General features: G+C 52.2%; 11 protein-coding genes. 3 read left to right on the forward strand and 8 right to left on the reverse strand.

Annotated features, from left to right (window positions below):
* Nucleotides 1–3: 3 nt before the first annotated feature.
* Together L9G74_RS18205 and L9G74_RS18210 are read right to left on the reverse strand one after the other, a co-directional pair.
* The gene (locus L9G74_RS18205) at nt 4–1,257 is read right to left on the reverse strand and encodes an efflux RND transporter periplasmic adaptor subunit (protein ID WP_238898197.1); all 1,254 of its coding nucleotides are present in this window, start codon (nt 1,255–1,257) and stop codon (nt 4–6) included.
* Between the two features lie 666 nt (nt 1,258–1,923).
* Complete coding sequence (locus tag L9G74_RS18210; protein ID WP_238898198.1) at nt 1,924–2,958, reverse strand: D-alanine--D-alanine ligase; 1,035 nt, start codon at nt 2,956–2,958, stop codon at nt 1,924–1,926.
* Between the two features lie 351 nt (nt 2,959–3,309).
* Here L9G74_RS18210 and L9G74_RS18215 point away from each other — a divergent pair, with 351 nt between their 5' ends.
* A complete protein-coding gene (locus L9G74_RS18215; protein WP_238898199.1) occupies nt 3,310–3,795 on the forward strand; it encodes a hypothetical protein in 486 nt (161 codons plus the stop codon).
* 98 nt (nt 3,796–3,893) lie between these two features.
* On the opposite strand, the gene recD is transcribed toward L9G74_RS18215, so the two are convergent.
* The 6 genes from recD to L9G74_RS18245 form a co-directional block, all read right to left on the reverse strand.
* Nucleotides 3,894–5,906, reverse strand: a complete 2,013-nt coding sequence (recD, locus tag L9G74_RS18220) for an exodeoxyribonuclease V subunit alpha (protein WP_238898200.1) — start codon at nt 5,904–5,906, stop codon at nt 3,894–3,896.
* Nucleotides 5,906–9,709 carry an exodeoxyribonuclease V subunit beta gene (gene recB / locus L9G74_RS18225; RefSeq protein ID WP_438944588.1) on the reverse strand — a complete coding sequence of 1,268 codons (3,804 nt, stop codon included), beginning with the start codon at nt 9,707–9,709 and terminating at the stop codon, nt 5,906–5,908. The genes recD and recB overlap by 1 nt, the downstream gene beginning before the upstream one ends.
* Before the next feature lie 23 nt (nt 9,710–9,732).
* On the reverse strand, nt 9,733–13,191 hold the full coding sequence (gene recC, locus L9G74_RS18230; protein WP_238898202.1) for an exodeoxyribonuclease V subunit gamma: 3,459 nt from the start codon (nt 13,189–13,191) through the stop codon (nt 9,733–9,735).
* A gap of 140 nt (nt 13,192–13,331) precedes the next feature.
* Nucleotides 13,332–15,350, reverse strand: a complete 2,019-nt coding sequence (locus L9G74_RS18235; RefSeq protein ID WP_238898203.1) for a transglutaminase TgpA family protein — start codon at nt 15,348–15,350, stop codon at nt 13,332–13,334.
* Nucleotides 15,347–16,303, reverse strand: a complete 957-nt coding sequence (locus tag L9G74_RS18240; RefSeq protein ID WP_238898204.1) for a DUF58 domain-containing protein — start codon at nt 16,301–16,303, stop codon at nt 15,347–15,349. The genes L9G74_RS18235 and L9G74_RS18240 overlap by 4 nt, the downstream gene beginning before the upstream one ends.
* Before the next feature lie 4 nt (nt 16,304–16,307).
* Nucleotides 16,308–17,207, reverse strand: a complete 900-nt coding sequence (locus tag L9G74_RS18245; protein ID WP_238898205.1) for an AAA family ATPase — start codon at nt 17,205–17,207, stop codon at nt 16,308–16,310.
* Nucleotides 17,208–17,624: 417 nt separating this feature from the next.
* Here L9G74_RS18245 and bcsO point away from each other — a divergent pair, with 417 nt between their 5' ends.
* Both bcsO and bcsQ read left to right on the forward strand, forming a co-directional pair.
* Entirely contained in the window at nt 17,625–17,954 is a 330-nt protein-coding gene (gene bcsO, locus L9G74_RS18250; protein WP_238898206.1) for a cellulose biosynthesis protein BcsO, read from the forward strand.
* Entirely contained in the window at nt 17,951–18,736 is a 786-nt protein-coding gene (bcsQ, locus tag L9G74_RS18255) for a cellulose biosynthesis protein BcsQ (protein ID WP_238898207.1), read from the forward strand. Before bcsO ends, bcsQ begins: the two co-directional genes overlap by 4 nt.
* Nucleotides 18,737–18,738 lie beyond the last annotated feature (2 nt).

Below are 18,738 nucleotides of genomic sequence, written 5' to 3' on the forward strand. Positions count from 1 at the left end.
AGATTAGCGCTCCTGCTCTTTTGCTTGTTGTTCTAATGCTTTGGCTTTTTCTTCGGCGTCCATCTGCTGTTGATAAGCTTTGGCATCTAATGGTTCTGCGAGCTGACCATGACGCACGCGGTGCATGCCTTCAACAATCACTCGCTCGCCCGCGCGTAGGCCGCTCTTAACTACAATGCCTTCGGGGCCTTGGTGCTCAATCAGAATGAAACGGCGTTCAACCACGTTATCAGGTAACACCACCATGACGTAAACGCCACCTTGGTCTACCTGAATTGATTGTTGTGGGATCACAATCGCATCGTGGATTTCATCCAACTTGATGCGCACATGAGTGTATTGTCCCGGCAGCAACTCTTTTTGCGGGTTTGGTAACACGGCGCGTACTTCAAATGTGCCGGTGCTGGAGTTCACTTGTGGGTCGGTAAAACTCACGCTACCTAAGTAGTTGTAATCGCTGTTATCTGGCAAAGTAATGCGCACAAATCCGCCCAGTGCTTTACCTTCCGCTTCGGCTTCGCGTTGCTCGTTAAAACTGGTCATACGGCGGCGGGCGTTCAAATAATCCAGCGCCGACATATTAAAGCTCACATAAATTGGATCGACCTGTTTGACGCGAGTCAGCAGGGATTTGCCTTTGCTACCCACCAGCGCGCCAATATCTACTTCCGAACTGCTCACCATGCCGTTGATAGGAGAACGCACTTCGGTGTAGCTCAGTTCCAGCATGGCTTCTTCTAACTCGGCTTTGGCACCTGCTAGGCTGGATTTTGCTTGCGCGAGCGCCGATATAGCGTTGTCGTAGTCGAGCTGACTGGCCGCATCTTGCTCATACAGTGGCTTTAAGCGGCGAGCGTCGCGTTCGGCTTTTTCTAACGCGGCTTGCTGAGCATCGGCTTTGGCTTTCAAGCGGCTGACGACCGCGGTGTAGGGTTTATTGTCGATGTTATACAGCACATCGCCCGCCTTTACTGCCGCACCTTCGGTAAAGCGCTTTTGCTCAACAAAACCATCAACACGCGCACGCACTTCAACATCGAGCGAGGCTTGTGTTACGCCAACATAATTGCCGTACACTGGCACATCGGCTTTTTGTACGGTTTTAACCACCACTAATTTCGGCGTGATCGCTACCGGATCGGGGCCGCAGCCCGCAAGTAACAGACTGGCTGTGAATAAACCAAGGGTTGTACCGACACGGCGGCATCTACGGGTAATAGCTACGCTAGACCGAGTTAAAGCAAAGCTTGGCAACATATGTGGTTCCAATTGTGAGCAAAGATAGTTAAGGGCTGTGGTTCTTTGCAGATGATTTTTGCAACTGGCAGAACGTGATTTAGGCAAGGTAGGTGATGTGCCAGTTTATCTAGCACCAGCGCCTAACGCTGAATAAATCGCAGCTCAACCGCTGCTTGCTTGAGGCATTTAACTGCCGTCTGAACGTGAGCGCATCCAACCCGCTTAGCGGCTTATGCGTCGGTGGTTGCGCCTCGTCCATCACGTGTTTTTTGAATAAATTCAAACACGAAAGCTCAGCAGCCCTTAGGGCAATAAATTAATCAAAGTTTATCATCATCGACAAGTGTATGTGGACTGACGTTATTCGGCCAGACCGCCACATGAATAATAAAAAGTGTGTTTCTATACATGTTAATAATAGCCATTCACTATTAATGTATTGTTTTTCATTTAGTTATAGTTTTACTTGGCTGAGTGTTTAAATAGTCAATTTGCATATTTTTGCAAAATTTGCCAACAGTTTGAACGAAAAAAACATCCGATTTATTAGATATATCCATGTGTTATCGAACTTATTAGATAACCGTTAGATAAAAAATTCGTGCAAAATTAGCAAACTCGAATGAAAATTGCCACAAGTTTTATAAAAACACTAACTTGTGGCATAAACATTATAATAAATAGTTAGTTAGCTAACTGTGCTTTGATGTTGTCCATCAAGTAACGGGTGAAGTCGTCACCATGGTGCGCCAGCATCTTAGGGAACATGGAAATTTTTGTAAGCCCTGGGAAGGTATTGATCTCATTCAGTAGGATCTCACCTTGATCGCTCAAAAAGAAATCGATGCGTGACAGATGGCGTAGTTTTAGGCCTTTAAAGGCGCGCACCGCGTAATCACGGATCTCAGCGACTTGCGCTTCAGTCAGGTTAGTGGCTTCCACTTGGGTGGTTGCATGGCTGCTGTCCGCGTACTTTTCTTCAAAAGTATAGAAGGTATTGTCGGCACAGATAATTTCACCGGGTTTAGTGGCGATAACTTGGCCTTGATATTCGTATACGGCAACTTCCAGTTCACGGGCGCGAATGGTTTTTTCCACGATCACATAAGGCGAGTAACTGAACGCACGGGTCAGGGTTTCTTTGATTTCATCGCGGTTATCCACTTTGAAACAACCCACGGATGAACCTTGTGACGCCGCTTTAATAAACAGTGAACCCCATGCGTCAAACGCGGCTTCACAACGCGTCAGCGATTCATCATCTACCTGATTGACAAACAGGTACGGCGTATTCGGAATGCCGAGCGCAGTAAACCACATTTTGGCGGTGATCTTATTGAAACAGTTGCTGCTGGCTTCAGATTCACAACCGAAGTAGGGCAGATTGATCAAATTAAAGTAGGACTGAATATCGCCTGTCTCACCGGGGTAACCGTGAATACAGGGAATGACATAATCAACGCGCCACGCTGGAGTGTCATCTTCAAAGCGGATTTCGCGGCGATTAGTTAGCTCGCATTTTTTACCTGCTTGGGTACGATATTCGCCTTTGCCGTTGAGTTCTAACCATAGCAAATTCACGTCATCGCGCTGGGCTAAACAAGATTCAAAATAGCGTGCTGACAACAGCGAAATATCGTGCTCTGAACCACCACCACCACATAACAGCAAAATGTTGATCTGAGTATTCAAGTAAAGCTCCCGAGCTAAAATGACCATGCAGAATGCGTTTATTATGGCGTAAAGCCGTGACGCTGTTAACGCAAATTCAAGGGTTTGTGCATTACTGGCGAAATTGTCAGCGCTTTAGTAACGCAGCCTACCGTTGCGCGCCTTGAGCGTTATCGACTCACAGTAAAAGTAGCATAGTTGTTATTAGGGCCAAATCGGCTGCGGCTTAAGGCTGATACAGCTTCGACCTTGGTCTGTTTGTTGTTAGCCGTGGCACAGCACCATGATGCCGCAGTTGCGCATTGTCAATTGTTGGCCTAGCGTCAATAGTGTTTGCCACTGTCATAAGGGAATATGATGAATCGCTTTGCTTCCAGAAAAAATACCTTTGCTGCCGGAATGAATAACTTCTGGGTTGGCATGGTCACGGGTATGTTGTTGCCAGTGATAGTGATCGCGGCGTTGCTGTATGCCACGGTCGATAAATTTACGGGGTTACTGCAAGACGCCACCATTGCGCCGTTGCTGGCGCGGAGTGAGCAGACCTTTGATAAGGTCGATACCTTGCTTGTTACCTTGGATGACAAAGTTAACGATGCCGAACTTAACGATGTGCAACTGCTGGCACCGCTGAAACAAGCGCAGTTTTTCCCTGAATTGCAGGCGCTGGCTAGTGGCGTAAAGCAGCTAAAACAAACCGCTGCGGATTTTGATAAACAAGCCGTGCTGGATAAACTGCAGCAACAATTGCAAAGCTCGTTACAGGCGAAATTCCCCGAAGATAAAGCGCAGCAATTGGCGCAGAGTCTGATGAATATTGCCGACGTGCTGGCGCAACAAGGTTTAGCCGCCCAAGCTGACACCGCTGCGGTGCCTGCGTCTTAACTTCACTCAATCTTCAGCCGCAATCTAAAACCACTAAATCAAAAAAGCCCAGCGCGAATGTTAATTTTCGCTCTGGGCGTGTTTTTATGGCGACTGATCTAAACTTGCGACCATAAACGACTCGCTAGCCCCGAGGCGCGGCGGGTTAGTTGTTTCACTGCCAAGTTAAATACCGCTGGGCGTCCGCTACAGCTAAAGTGCTGTTTGGCGCGGGTAATACCGGTGTACAACAATTCACGACATAGCAACTGCACCTGTGGGCCACGCGGATTCGGCGGCAGCACCAGCGTTACCGCATCAAACTCACTGCCTTGGCTTTTATGCACGGTCATGGCAAAGCAGGTATCGTGGCTTGGCAAGCGGGCCGGTAACACCTTCATCATGCTGCCGTCAGCGCGTTCAAACCACGCCATCAATCGGCCAGTTTGCTCATCGTGCAACACAATGCCGATATCGCCGTTAAACAAGCCCAAGTTGTAATCGTTACTGCGAATGATGATCGGCCGACCGCGATAAAACTCCTGCCGTGGTTCAATCAACTGCGCTTGGCTAAGCTGGCGGATCACTGCGATGTTGATGCCATCGACCCCGTACTCACCGGAGCGCATGGCGCATAGAATACGAAACTGATTAAACGCTTGCAGCACTTGTTGTGGCTCGGCGTGGCTGGCCGCGAGTTCAAGATACGGCCGATAGTGCGCTACGCAATGTTGCAGCAACGCGCGCTCGGCGCTGCTATCTGTTTGCTGTTCAAACCATGCTAGCTCAGGATATTGCTGTCGCCACACTTGGCGTACAGCGGCAACATCGCCTTGGTTCACCGCGTTTGCTAATACGCCGATACCGGCATCGCCTTTAAAGCGGTGGCTGTGGCGCAACATGCATAAACTGTCGCCCAGTGCATCTTGGCGGGTGCCTTGTGGCAGCTCCATGCCACACAGTGCAGTTAACCGCGCCGCTTGTTTCGCTGAATATTGCATCTGCCAACTGTCGTCGACGCGCAGACCGTGGCAGATATCTGCCAGCACCGCGCCAGCTTCTACTGAGGCCAACTGATCTTGGTCACCGAGCAAAATCAATTGCGCGTGTTCGGGCAGGGCATCCAGCAGTTTGGCCATCAGCGGCAAATCGACCATCGAGGCTTCATCAACAATCAATAAATCGAGCAGCAGCGGATTGTCGTGACGGTGGCGAAAGCGTGAATCATCGGGGATCACCCCGAGCAAACGGTGAATGGTGGCCGCTTCTTCAGGGATTGCTGCTAGCGCGGCTTGTAGCGCTGGCGCACTGCTGGCGAGTTCGGCTTGCAGCCGTGCTTTTGAGCCTTTGATCGATTCACTCAAGCGCGCAGCTGCTTTACCGGTTGGCGCCACCAAACGCACATGCAATTCAGGTTGCAGTTGCAGTAGCAACAACAGCACTTTGGTGACTGTGGTGGTTTTGCCGGTGCCGGGGCCGCCAGTGATCACCGATAAGCGCCGCGTTAAGCTGGTGGCCGCCGCCACTTTTTGCCAATCAATCGCTGGGCTTTGGCTGTTAAACAGTTGTGCCAGTACGTTGGTAACTTGCGCGGCTAACGCGGGTTCGCGCTCAAGCCGTTCGGCAATGTGGTTGTCGCTAGCCAGCGATAACAGTTTGCTGGCGACTTGCTGCTCGTAGCGCCAATAGCGGCGCAGATACAAACGTTGGCCTTGCAGCACCAGTGGCCGACTTTGCGGGTCATCAACGTCATTCGCTTGTGGTTGCCACACCAAGGACGATTGCGCCAAAAACTGGCTGAGTTCTGCGGCTAAATCCCCTTGGCAACGTAATTCGCAACTCAGTGGCGCCGCACCGGTTTGTAGCTGTACCGCAGTCAGTGGTCGTAAGCCCAACGGATTGCTGGCGTCGATATGATCCAGCGGCAAGCAACTGTGCTGACTAGACAGCTGTTTAGACAACAACGTCAGCAGCAGTAACAGCAACGGTTCTGCTTCGGTGAGGAGACCACTAAGTTGCAGCGCAAAGTGGCGATCGAGTGCGGTGATCACCGATTGCTGCTCCGCCAGTTTTAATAGTTGCGGCAACGGCTGCGAGCACTGTAGTTCGATATTGCTGGTAAGTGTGTCCATTAAAATAATCCCAAATCCAGTTGCCCGCCGTTATTTGGCTGTTGCTTGCTGCCGTTTGCTGCAGTGGCTGGTGCAGACTGACTGTTGGCACTTGTTGCTGCATCGCTACCGCCATCTTCATCATTACCAGCACCACTGCCAGCAAATAAGGCATCCAATGCGCTAATTAACGCTTGTGGTGGCCGGTCATAATAAATGCCCGCTTGCGGATAGTTGGGTGACATGCCACGCAGGAACAGGTAATAACAGCCGCCAATGTCTTGGTCATATTGATAGCCAGCCAAGCGGCGGCCGAGATGGCGGTGCAGCGCTAAGGTGTACAGCAGATATTGCAGATCATAGCGATGGCTCAACATCGCTTGGTGCAGATTGTCGCCGTGGTAATCGTCAAAATGGTTGCCCAAATGGTTAGATTTATAGTCGGCGATATACCAGCGGCCATTGAAGTTAAAGGTTAAATCGATAAAGCCTTTGAGCATGCCTCGCAGTTGCTCAAAGCTCAGATCGCTTTGGTAGCCATATTGCGCCAGCAGTTGATTGAGTGCATGGCAATCCAGCTTGGCAACCGGCAGATAAAACTCCATTTCGGCAATAATCTGCTGCTGGCTCAAGCCTCCGAGCGATAATCCCGGATCGCGTTCACCAAATGGGGCGGCCAAAATGTGCTGGTACCAGTCGAGCAGCATGGCATACTCTGCTTCATTAATGCCGTATTGGCGCATGGCATTGGGCAACACCTCACTCAGTGCGGCCGCTTTATCGGTGGCATCAAAGTCGAGATCTTCCAACACTTGGTGCATGAATGAACCGGCGTTGGCGCCTTTTTCAAACAGAAAACGTGGCTCTGGCAGTGCTTCTGGCTCAGGTTGTTGCAGCAACAGCGGATCGTCGATTTCGTCATCCATCCCCGGTGTTTGCGGCGGCTGTTCGTCACTCACCGCAGCATGGCTGCCGCCGTGACCCGCTTGTTTCACTAGGCCACTGTAACTGCCCACACGCCAGTTTTGCCGCTCAGGTAAGTTCAACGTGAGCGGCGCCAGCGGCGCGGCCGCGGTATCGCTACTGGTTAATTGGCCGGAATACTGCGGCGTAATAACGTCGATGCCGATCACCGCCGATGCCAGCGGTGCAAGGTGTTGCTGCATGGCAGCAAAGTCCGTATCGCTGCTAGTAAAACCCAGCAGATAGCCGATGGCGCTGTCGGGCAAATAGCTGTTAATGCCTTTTTTCAGCATGCGTGAAAAGTTTGCCAGCGACAGATAGCAGCGATACACCGGCCGCGTTAACGCCACGTACAGTAAACGCAGATCTTCTGCCAGTTGCTCCTGTTGCTGCTGCGCCTTGGCGTCTTCACTTTTATCCAGCGACCAGATCAATTGATTGTCGGCGTGATACAGCAGCGGATCGGGCGTGCGGCTGTTGGTGTTGAGGCTGACAAACGGTACAAAGCAGACCGGATATTCCAGCCCTTTACTCTTGTGAATGGTGACAATCTGCACCAAGTTTTGCTCGCTCTCGAGTCGCAGTTGCTGCTCTTCGCCGTTTTGTGCTTCCAGCAGTTGCTGCTCAAACCAATACAGCAGTGCGGCAGGGCCATCGAGTTCGGCCGATTTTTGTTGCAGCAGCTCCGCCAGATGGCGCAGATCGGTGAGGCGGCGCTCGCCGCTGTCTTCCGCCAGTAATCGCTGAATAAGCTCGGTATCGGCGGCAAGTTGCATAATCGCGGGCATCACGCCGCGGCTGAGCCACAACTGTTGCCAATGTTCAAATTGGCTGAGCCATAGCGCGCGCGCTTCCTCTTGCAGGTTGAATTGGTGGATTTCACCCACGCTTAAACCGAGCAGTTTAGTCGCCATGGCGCTACGCAAAGCAAACTCATCCCGCGCATTGAGCAAGGCGTGCAGCAGCAGCGCCAGCTCGTGCGCTTCAATGGTGTTAAACACGCTGTCACGGCTGATAAATACTGCGCCGATATGGCGTTTTGCCAAGGCTTGTTTCATGGCGGCGGCTTCAAAGTGGTCACGCACCAATACGGCGATATCTTTGGCGATTAAACGTCGGCTAGTGCTGTTATTGACCAGTTGGCTGTCTTGCTGCAATAACTCGAGGATCTGCTCGGCGGCATCTTCGGCTAACCGTTCGCGCGCGGTTTCTTTATTTAAACCGTGAGTCGGATCTTCAGCCAGCAAGCGCAGTTGCAGCGCATGGTTGTTGCCGTGGCTGTGTAGCTGTTTCTGCTGTGCCGCAGCGGGCACGGCTACGTGCTCAAAGGCAATATCTTCACCGGCGAATGGTGCCGCGTGTTGACCAAACAGGGTGTTAACCGCCGTCACCATATCAGCGCTAGAGCGATAGTTAGTGCCGAGGGTATATTGCCCTTGGGTGGTGTGTTTCGCCGCCAAGTAGGTGTGAATATCACCGCCGCGAAAGGCGTAAATCGCTTGCTTGGGATCGCCGATCATCAGCAAGCCCCGGCCTTGGCCGTCACTCTCTTGGTTGCTTGGCGATTGTTCTTCCGCAAGCGGCAGCACCTGCTGATAGATGCTGGAGAAAATCGCAAATTGCAGCGGATCGGTGTCTTGGAATTCGTCAATCAATGCCATCGGGAACCGTTTGGCGATTTCGGCCGCCAGCAACTGTCCGGCATTGATCTGTGCATCGTCAGTTGCTTGATAACCCAAGGCGCGGGCGAGGGTGGACAGCAGATCGTCTGGCGTGAGCACATTGCGCTGCGCTTTTTGTTCGGCAAAACGGCGACGAATATTGTCGCGTGCCAGATACAAAAACGCCGGTTCGACACTGGCTTGCAGCGCGCTGATCTCATCAAGCAACGCCATGATGGGTGCTTGTTCGGGTGTCGGTGCGGGGGCGCTACTTTTGTTGAGGCTAAGTTTTGCCAGCGACAGCTTGTCTAACGCATCCTCCGGCGGCAGCGCTCGGTTGGATTGCACCCAGCTATCCATGCTTTCAAACGCAGGAATGAGTTTGGGATAACCATCGGCCTGTTTGCCATAGCGGGTACCGTTAAGCGATAAGGTTTGCAGCAATTCCAGCAGGCCTTGGCGCGCTGCTGGCCACTGCTGTTTTAAGCGAGCAATCGCAGGCGCTAACCGTTCCGCAATCAGGTCAAACGACAGCGGTTTTGGCCGAGCGATGGCGTTGTTGTTACCGAGTAGCGCACGCAATTTGCCTTGCAGCACTTGCGGCTCTTTAAAGGTGTTGTAGATGATTTGCGCCATCAGGCCGCTGAGCGGATAACAATGCTCGCGCCAGAAATCGCGCACCGCGTGATGCAGATATTCGCTGTCATCTAAGCTAAATTCCGCTTCAAACAGCAGGCTAGATTCGAAGGCGAGGTCGCTCAAGATCCGTTGGCAGAAACCGTGAATGGTGAAGATGGCTGCTTCATCGAGCGATTTCAGCGCCAAATCGAGCCGAATTAATGCGTCGCGGCGTTGCTCTGCACCGAGGTTTGCCAGCAATTCATTGATGAACGGATCGTTCTCTGGCAAGCCCAAACAGGCGCGATACGCTTGGCGAATACGGGCGCGAATACGGTCGCGCAACTCTTCGGTGGCGGCGTTGGTAAACGTCACCACTAGGATCTGCTCGCAGGTCAACGCGGCGCTGCCAACGCCAAGTAATAAGCGCAGATATAAACCGGAGATGGTGTAGGTTTTGCCGGTGCCGGCGCTGGCCTCAATCAAGCGGGCGCCACTGAGTGGCAAGGTCATCGGTTGCAGCAGTTGTGGCGCTGTTGCTGGCTGAGCATTAGCGTTCGATGGCGCTACGGCGGGCTGCATATCGCCAAGTTCTATTTCGTGACTCATGCGTTAGCTCCTTCTGCACCGCCATTGTTGACGTAATCGGTCAGTTCTTTCAGTTGCGCTTTGTGATACAAGCCCACCAATGGATTGAGCAGCGATAATGCCAGTGCGCCAAAACCTGCTTCATCAAAATCATCGGGGAAGGTAAAACAGCGCTGTAAGTGCGGATCACTGCCTTCGCCAGCAAATTGCCCACCTTGCCAAATGCTTTGCGCATCGGCCAAGCGGCCAGCGTGATCTTCGGCGCCGCTTTGGGCGTAAGCTAAGGCGGTATTCGGTGGCAGCATTAATGGCCGTTGTTGCCCTTCAATAAAGCGCTGAACCCAATGGGTTAGCTGCTGCACCGCTTGCTCAGGCGCCAGTGGTGCAAACGCGTGGAAGTTGTGAATATCGAGCAGATAACTGTGACGCCGCACGCCCATGGCATTCATGGCGAGATGGCGCAGATACAGCCGAATAATATCGCGGTTCTTGGCAACGCCGGGGCGCAGATCTACTAAGCCTTTACCGGCGACATTGTCCAAGTGACCTTGTAGCCGCAGGTTAAGATCGGCCAACGGCACATCGATCAGCAGTTTTTGTTGTGAGTCGCCGCGCAGATATAAACTACGCTCGAGGATCGGCGCAATATCGCGGTGATATTGATTGAGCGTCAACTCATCAAATGGCGCGTTGGGCAAGCGGCCGCTGGCTTTGAGTTTTTGGCTAAGAGCAACATCCACTACGCCATCATGCTCCAGTGCATCAGACAGCATCAGCGATTGCAGTTGATAGCGTTGTAGCGCGTTTGGCATAAACGGCTCATCGTTATCATCAGCGTTGAGCGACAGCCCTAAATCCAACTTCAAACTACGGTTAAAAAAGTACTGCACCGGATTGCGATAGAAGCGCACCAGAGCTTGCAGCTCGATGATGTCACTGTCGTCGCTAACTTCGGTATCGGCTAGCGCCAGTGGTGCGCCGTGCATAAATTCGGCGCGTGCTTGCTGCAACGGCGTTGGGCACCACTGTGGCGAAAAAGATGGGGTCAGCGGTAATTCATCGCTGCTGAGTAGTTCAGGTTGATACAGGCTTGCATCAAACGGCTGCAGCGGTTGTTGCTTAATCAGGCGCGCATTAATCGCGTGTTCGAGTTGCGCCAGTTGCTCGCCGCTGAGTCGCTCGTCACTGCTCAGTTGTGGCAGCAGCGCCTCTGGCACGCAGGTCAGTTGGCAGTATTCCAGTAATTCGGCAATCAACATCGATGGATTGCGTGGGCTATTGTCGCGCTGTGAGCGGCCAACATAGCTGATGTACAACTGTTGCCGCGCCGATAGCAGCGCTTCCAAAAACAGATAGCGGTCATCTAAGCGGCGTGAACGGTCACCTTTGCGCGGTAAACGCTGCGCCATCAGATCGAACCCGACTGGGTGTTGCACGCGCGGATAGAGGCCATCATTCATGCCCAGCAAACACACCACTTTGAATGGAATCGAACGCATTGGCATCAGGGTGCAGAAGTTAATTGCACCTGCCAGATAGCGCTGACCGACGCGAGATTCTTCTAATTTTCTGCTAAACCACTGCTGCAAAATGGTGTTATCGAGCGGCTCGTTAAATCCTGCTGTGAATAATTCTGACTCAAGTTTGGCGATGGCGCCGTTGATGGTCATCAACGCCTGTGTATCACGTTCATCCTCGGCATCGTAGAACTCGGTGCACAGTTGGCTGAGTTGTTGCACGCGTATATCAATGCTGGCGGGTACGGCTAATTGCTGGCTAATCTCGTCAATGCTTTCAATAAAATTGAATAGTTTACCCAGCGCTTGCGCGTTTTGCCCTTCAACGCCGGGTACTGCCAGTTGGCCGTGGAAGAGTTCAGCATCATCTTCCAGCGCATAACCCAAGATTAACCGCTTCAAACCCGCCGCCCATGAGTTTTGTTCAAAGGCGGGCAGTTGTTGTTGGCTGCGGCTGTCGGCGCTACGGCCCCAGCGCACACCGGCACGGTCGAGCCATTGGCGTACCAGCGCTAACTCTTCGCTGTCTAAGCCAAAGCGTTTCAGCGTGGCGGGCACTTCTAAAATGGCGAGAATGTCGGTCAAGGCAAAGCGGCTGCGATGAATATCCAACAGTGCTAAAAAGGCGCTGATCAATGGCGATTCTTGGCTGGCGCCGCGGTCGGCAATGGCATAAGGCAGATAATATTGTCCGTCGCGGCGGGAGAATACTGCATCAATGTAGGGCGCATAGGCGGCCACATCAGGCAGCATCACCACAATGTCTTTGGCTTGCAGTTCAGGATCGTTGGACAGCATCCACAGCAGATGATCGTGCAGCGTTTCCACTTCACGCAGCGGCGAATGGCAGCTACGCAACAATAGTGAATGATCGTCCGCGCTGAGCACGCGGCGGCCATCGAGGGTGAGATATAACTCGCTATCGGGACCGAGCAGTTGGCCGCGGGTTTCCATCTCTAAAATGTCTTGCTGAATGCCTTGCAGTAGCGTGGCATCGCCGCTGGGATAGAACAGATCATCGCCCAATTCAATCGCTTCTGGCGGTAGCTCCAGCATCAGGTCTAGCAGTTCGCGCCCCAGTTTGCCGTTATTGGCCAGCAGTGGATTGCCAACAATCAAGTCTTTCTGCCAATTCTCGGGTAACTGGCGTTTGGCGCCATAGGCTAAGTTAATCCGCGCGCGCGCTTTGGGGTTAACGATGTCGCCCCAATAGTGCTGACATGGGCTGAGGCTCAGTACCGTCACGGGAATGCGATGCCCCAAGGCTTGTAACACGCTCAAAGTTTGCGGCGGAATCGAGGAGATACCAAACACAAACAGCCGCGCAGGGAGCTGCGGCAGTGCCACGTTGTCATCTTCCAGCACTGTGACCAATGCTTGATGCAGGTTGGCACGATGATAGGCGCTTTGGCCGAGTTGGCGGTTGAATGCCACCAGTTGTCGCCATAACTCGGGCTGCCATGCTTGTTCATCGCTGAGTACAAACGGCTGTTCACTGGCTTCCCAAGCGGCAATCCAGTCGGGGCGATATACCAAGTATTGGTCGAAGATATCGGCGATGCGGGCTGCCAGTTGGTAACGCTTGAGTTCCGGCTGGCTGGAATGGCTATCGAGATAGCGTTGCAGCGGCGCGTACAGCGGTTGGTCAATCAAGGTGGGCAGTAAGCTCAGCAGTTTCCATGTCATCGCCGCTTTGGTGAAGGCGTTTTCCTTGGGTACGTTTGGCAGCAGGGCGTGGCACAGATCCCAAATAAAGCTTGATGGCAGCGGAAACTCTAACCCTGCGGCAATGCCATTATGCTGGGCGATTTCTAGCCGCAACCAGGTCGACATGCCGGGGCTTTGCACCAGCACCTGCTCAATGGCGAGTGGAGATTGGCCGGGCAGCGGCTCGCTTAACTGATCGGCGAGGGTGGCCGACAGCAGTTCCATTTTGTTGGACTGAATAAGTTTAAACATAGCTGTGACGATGGTGTCCTGCTGTTATAGCGCCTTGCTTGGCTTAGTAGGGCGATTGTAATGTGCTACTGCAATAAGTACCAGTTACCGCTGTGGCAAAAACCAGTGTTTACTCATATCAACTTAATTGATTCTAGTTGCTAATTGGCTGCTGGGTCGCGTGAGATGATTTTAATAATCTCTTTGCTTTTATTGGTGAATTTTAATGTGATAGCTTTCAATTCATTTGTTGATAGACTTTGGTATTTCAACTGTAAGTAGCAGTTATTCCAGTCATCCAATTGCGCGTGATACTGCGGCCAGTGGTGCTGCAATAAGGCGGTAAAATCCATCGGCCCCATGGCTAATTCGCGTTTTATGCCCGCTTTGGCACTGGCTTTGGCAACAGCGTTAAAGTGGCGGTCGACCACTGATTGTCGGCTCGGCAGGCGCAATAATCCCGTTGACCAAGCGATCACTAACAGCACGATGGTGATGACACTGATCATAAATAACGCGATGCGCAGTGGCGTCACTTCGCCGAGCAATTTGGCGAGCAGTTGCTGTTGGCGCTGTTCATTAAAACCGAGCACCCATACGGTCCAATAGTAATCAAGGTTAGCAAACTGCTGCCGTAACGCATTAAACCAACTGCTATTGCGAATAGCGCTAAAACTGGCATCCGCCAAGTAGCTTTCTTCTGGGCTAAAGAGGCTATCAAAGCCTTGTTCGATGCGCTCTGGTGCAATCATCGCCGTTGGGTCATAACGTACCCAGCCTTGGCCGTCGAGCCAAACCTCTGCCCATGCGTGCGCCATGTATTGATACACTGACATATAACCCGCGCTGGCGTTGTAAATGCCACCTTGATAACCGGCAACAATCCGTGCCGGTAACCCGGAGGCGCGCGCCAGCATGGTAAAGGCACTGGCGTAATGCACGCAGAACCCTTGGCGCGTGCTAAATAGAAAATCATCTAACTGATTTTGCCCGAGCGGTTGTGGTGACAAGGTGTAGTAAAACGGTTGCTGGTTGAACAGTTGCATCATGGCGGCGAGGCGTTGACGCGGCTCGGGATACTGCGCTTTGAGTTGCTGCGCTAACGCTAAGGTTTGGGGGTTACGATCTTGCGGTATGGCTAAGTTTTCTCGCAGTGTGCTTGCCGACAGCGGGTCGTCTAGTGCGGCATCCAGTTGGCTTTGTACTTGGTATTGGAATTGCTGCTCCACAGGTTTGAGCGCGACGAGCCGATAATCGGTTAAGTTTTTCACGGCGCGGGTACTGCTGGTGGCGCGATCTAACGCAAACAGCCAATGCTGGCTGCTACGCTCGGCAATGACGGTGTAATTTAATGTTGCGCCAGTGGTGGGCGCCAGCGCTTCTTTAATGGCGTACGGGCGGTACCAGTTGATGTCGCGCACATCGGCCGCTTGTTGCCATGTTTGACCGTCATAATCGCTCAGCACCATAGCGCGCCAATAGCGCTGCGGCGCGGCAGGAGCTTTGCCATCAAAGGTGACGCGAAATGCCAGCGCTTGTGAGCGGGTCAGTTGGGTGATGTCACCAATACGCAGTTGATCTGAAAGCCCCGTAGTAGCGCTTTTACTTTGCGGCACTAACCACAGCGGCGACAACCGCGGCAAAATCACAAACAAGGCTACCGCCAGCGGCAGACTTTGCAGCATCAATATCAGCGCTTGTCGACCTTGCAGTAACCACGCTTGTTGGCCGCGGTACACGCTGAGCAAGGTGGCGGTATTGATGGCACACACCAGCAAACTTAGTAACGCATCGCTGATGCCTTGTTTATCAATAAAGGCGAGGGCAATAAGAAAGTACCCCGCCAGCACAATGGCGAGAATATCGCGCCGTTCGCGCATCTCAATGTATTTCAGGGCGTAGCCTAAGATCAGCAGATTGATCAGCGCGTTGAGCATACCGATCTCGCGGCTAACTAATAGCAACGTGGAGCCGGCGGCGATGGCTAAGGTGGTCACCAACCAGCGTGGCGGTTTGGCAACGCGGCCGAAGTAGATACCAATGCGCCAAACAAAACAGATGCCACAAATGCCTAACGTGGCCACCGCTGCTTTATCAATTAATGGCAGCAATACTGCGATGTTACACAGCAACAGCCATGACAGCGTATGGCGGCTAATGTTGTCGGTTGCCTCGCTCATAGGCGCTCCTGTTGATAACACGCCAAAGCGGTGAGGCATTGTAGTCGATGGGCTTGCCCTTGATTGGGCGCGATGCGTAATGGCCCCAGTGCCAAGCCCCAATATTGATTCGGTTGCTTGGCGAGTTCATCCACTTGATAACACAGTAACGATAGTTGCTGTTCCAGTTGCTGCTGATTGAGATTGGCGGCCAGCGTCAGCCACACTGGCTCGCCTGCGGGCGTGGTGAACTCTTTGGATAACATGCCGCGCTCCTGCGCCCATTGTTTCCAAGCCACTTGCTTGAGTGATTCGCCGGGAATGTAGTTACGCAGGCCGGCGTATTCCTCAACACCACTGAGCTGTTTGCCAGTGCTCCCCATATCGTCATCCAAACGACTCAGCGGTTGTTGACCACGGGCGTGAGTGGGGAACACGATATGATGCGTGTTGAGATCGAGCCAAGACCACACTCGGCACAAACCGAGCGGATAGCGCGATTCAATCCTTAACCGGCCAGGATTGAGCCGCCCACGATGATCTGTTTGTAGCGCCACCACTCGTTGCTGAGGCTCTGCGGTGACTTCCGCCACGCGTAGCGGGTTTTCAGGCTGAAATGACAGTTGCAGTTGAAACAGTGGTCGTTCGGCGCTGAGTTTTAGCGGGATTGACAGTTGCTGACCAGCATAGGTGTGAGCAGTGCCTGCCGAAATAACGGTCAGACCGGCGAGATTACGGTAGCTGTGCAAAATCGTGCTAACAAAGATACTCGCCAGCAACAGCGCCATGCCGATCACCAAGTTGTTTTGGTAGTTAGTGCCAAACAGAAATAGCAACACCACCAGCATGATCCACAGCAGACCAAAACCGCTCGGCAGAATAAAAATACTGCGATGGCTTAAGGTTTGCTGCTCAGCCGCTGGAATACGTTGATTAAGCCAACGGTTGAACCACTGCTTCAGCATGACTGGCATCGGCTCACCGAATCGGATTGACAGCAGCGAGCAACTTGGCCGAGAGTTGCTCGCCCTGCGCTTGACTGGTTTGGCGAATACGGTGCTCGGCAACCGGGGTAAATACCGCTTGCACATCCTCCGGCACCAGATAATGACGTCCCTCTAAAAACGCCCATGCTTTTGCTGCCGCTAATAGAGCTTTGCTGGCTCTGGGTGACAGGCCATAACCTTCATTCAATTGGCGTGAGGCGTTGATCAGCGCTAACAAATAATTGAGCAGTGCGTCGGACGCGGTCACAGCATCACACTGCTGCTGCATCTCGTTCAAACTGATCGGGTCGATACATTGCGGCAAGGTTTTAATGGTATCGCCCTTTAGCATGGCGAGTTCGGCTTCCTCTGAGGGATAGCCAATCGATAAGCGCATCATAAAGCGGTCAAGCTGCGATTCCGGCAGCGGAAAGGTGCCAGATTGCTCAGTGGGGTTTTGCGTGGCAATCACAAAAAACGGCTTGGGTAGATGATGGGTGACGCCATCCACGGTGATCTGCTGCTCGGCCATCGCTTCTAACAATGCACTTTGAGTTTTGGGGCTGGCGCGGTTGATCTCATCGGCCAGAATCATCTGACGAAAGATCGGCCCCGGATGAAACACAAACTCCGCCTGCTGCTTATCAAAAATCGACACACCAAGAATATCGGCCGGCAGCATATCGCTGGTGAACTGAATGCGTTGATGGCTCATACCAAGGGTCTGCGCTAACGCTTGCGATAGACTGGTTTTGCCCATGCCGGGCAGGTCTTCAATCAGCAGATGTCCACGAGCAAGGATACAGGCGAGCGCTAATTTGACGACTCGGGGTTTACCAATCAGCACCTTCTGTAACTGCGCAGTAATGGCGTCTATCGTTTGTTGCGGCATCAGTACGTCCTAAGATGGTTAAACGAAGTGATCACAGTATAGTTTTGCAATCAGTAACTTGACGTTAAAACTCAGTAAAATAACCATGAATTGATTGCGCCGCTACTCTCGGTTTATTGTTGCTTTCCTCTATCGGCTTTGCTGCCATTTTCACTATCTAGTTGTACAAAATCCGTCAAAAAAATTACTTAATTACTTTTTCGCCAATTCGGCAGATGCTGGATGAGTAGCGTTAGCTGCATCGTTAAGAAATATAACGATATTGAAAATAGGTATTTACAGATTTTCAGAATTGTTTAATATACGTCCTATTGTTGTGTGTCAGAAAATTGACGCTTTGAATTTTGGTTACGATTTTGATGAGTCGTGACATTGCTTATACAGCTAAGGAAAGCTTAATTTGGGATGAGATAACTTATGAATAGCTATGATGATGTCGCGGCATTGAAGTCAAAGATCGCGCAAAAAGAACTCGATTTTCAGACGTTTAATGATAAGCCGATTACCTTCTCATCATCATGGGCACTATTGAATGAGTTACTTCACGGTGTAGAGCAGCCTAAAGCCCCTCGGTCAGCTAAATGGACCACACCGCAGCCAACATCCGTCACTCAAGCTCAACCCACTGCGTCAGCAGTCACAGATGAACCCGTGGTGCCAACAACAGACGCCACCGCCCCAGAAACCTCAGCCTCGAACACTCCAGCCAGTGATCTCAGCAGTATTCTCAAGAAGGTTAGCCGATGAACCTCGTATATTTAACCTCGCCTAAAGGTGGTGTGGGCCGTACCACGTTGACCGCTAATTTGGCGTATGCCTTACAGCGTTTAGGCCATCAAGTGGTGGTGTTAGATCTCGATGTGCAAAACACGCTGCGCTTACATATGGGCTTAGCGGTTGGCGAACATCGCGGCGTGGTGGCGCAGTCGCAGCATAATAGTGATTGGCGTGAGCATATTATTGAAACGCCGAGCGGCGTGGGGCTGCTGCCTTATGGGCAAGCAACGCGGGCCCAGCGTGAGGGCTTTAATGCACTATTGCGCCAAGAGCCAGATTTTCTTGAGCTGCGCTTAGGTTCACTGTTACATCAACCTGGCTGCGTCACCTTGGTGGATCTGCCATCTGGCCCAAGTTCGGGGTTAGATGCGGTAAAACGTATGGCAGGTTTGGGCATTGTGGTGATGATGGCCGATGGCAGCTCTGCCGCCACCTTGCCGTTAGTGGCGCAAGAAAACTATCTCGGTGCCGATGTGGCGCAGCGTGCCTTATATGTGATTAACCAAGTCTATATTCGTAGCCGATTGAATCGCGATTGTACTGAATTTTTCGAACAGCGCTTAGGGGCGGCATTGCTCGGCCGCGTGCACCGAGATGAAGCAGTACCCGAAGCCACGGCGTCGAAACAGTCGATTTTTGAATACGCGCCAACCTCGGCAGTGATTCAAGATTTAGAAGATATTGCCCGCAGTATCAGCCGGGCGTTACCTGACGCCTATGGTCATGATTCAATGAAGTTCTCGCTGAGATAAGC

This window comes from Shewanella electrica, from assembly GCF_022321485.1.
Lineage (GTDB): Bacteria > Pseudomonadota > Gammaproteobacteria > Enterobacterales > Shewanellaceae > Shewanella > Shewanella electrica.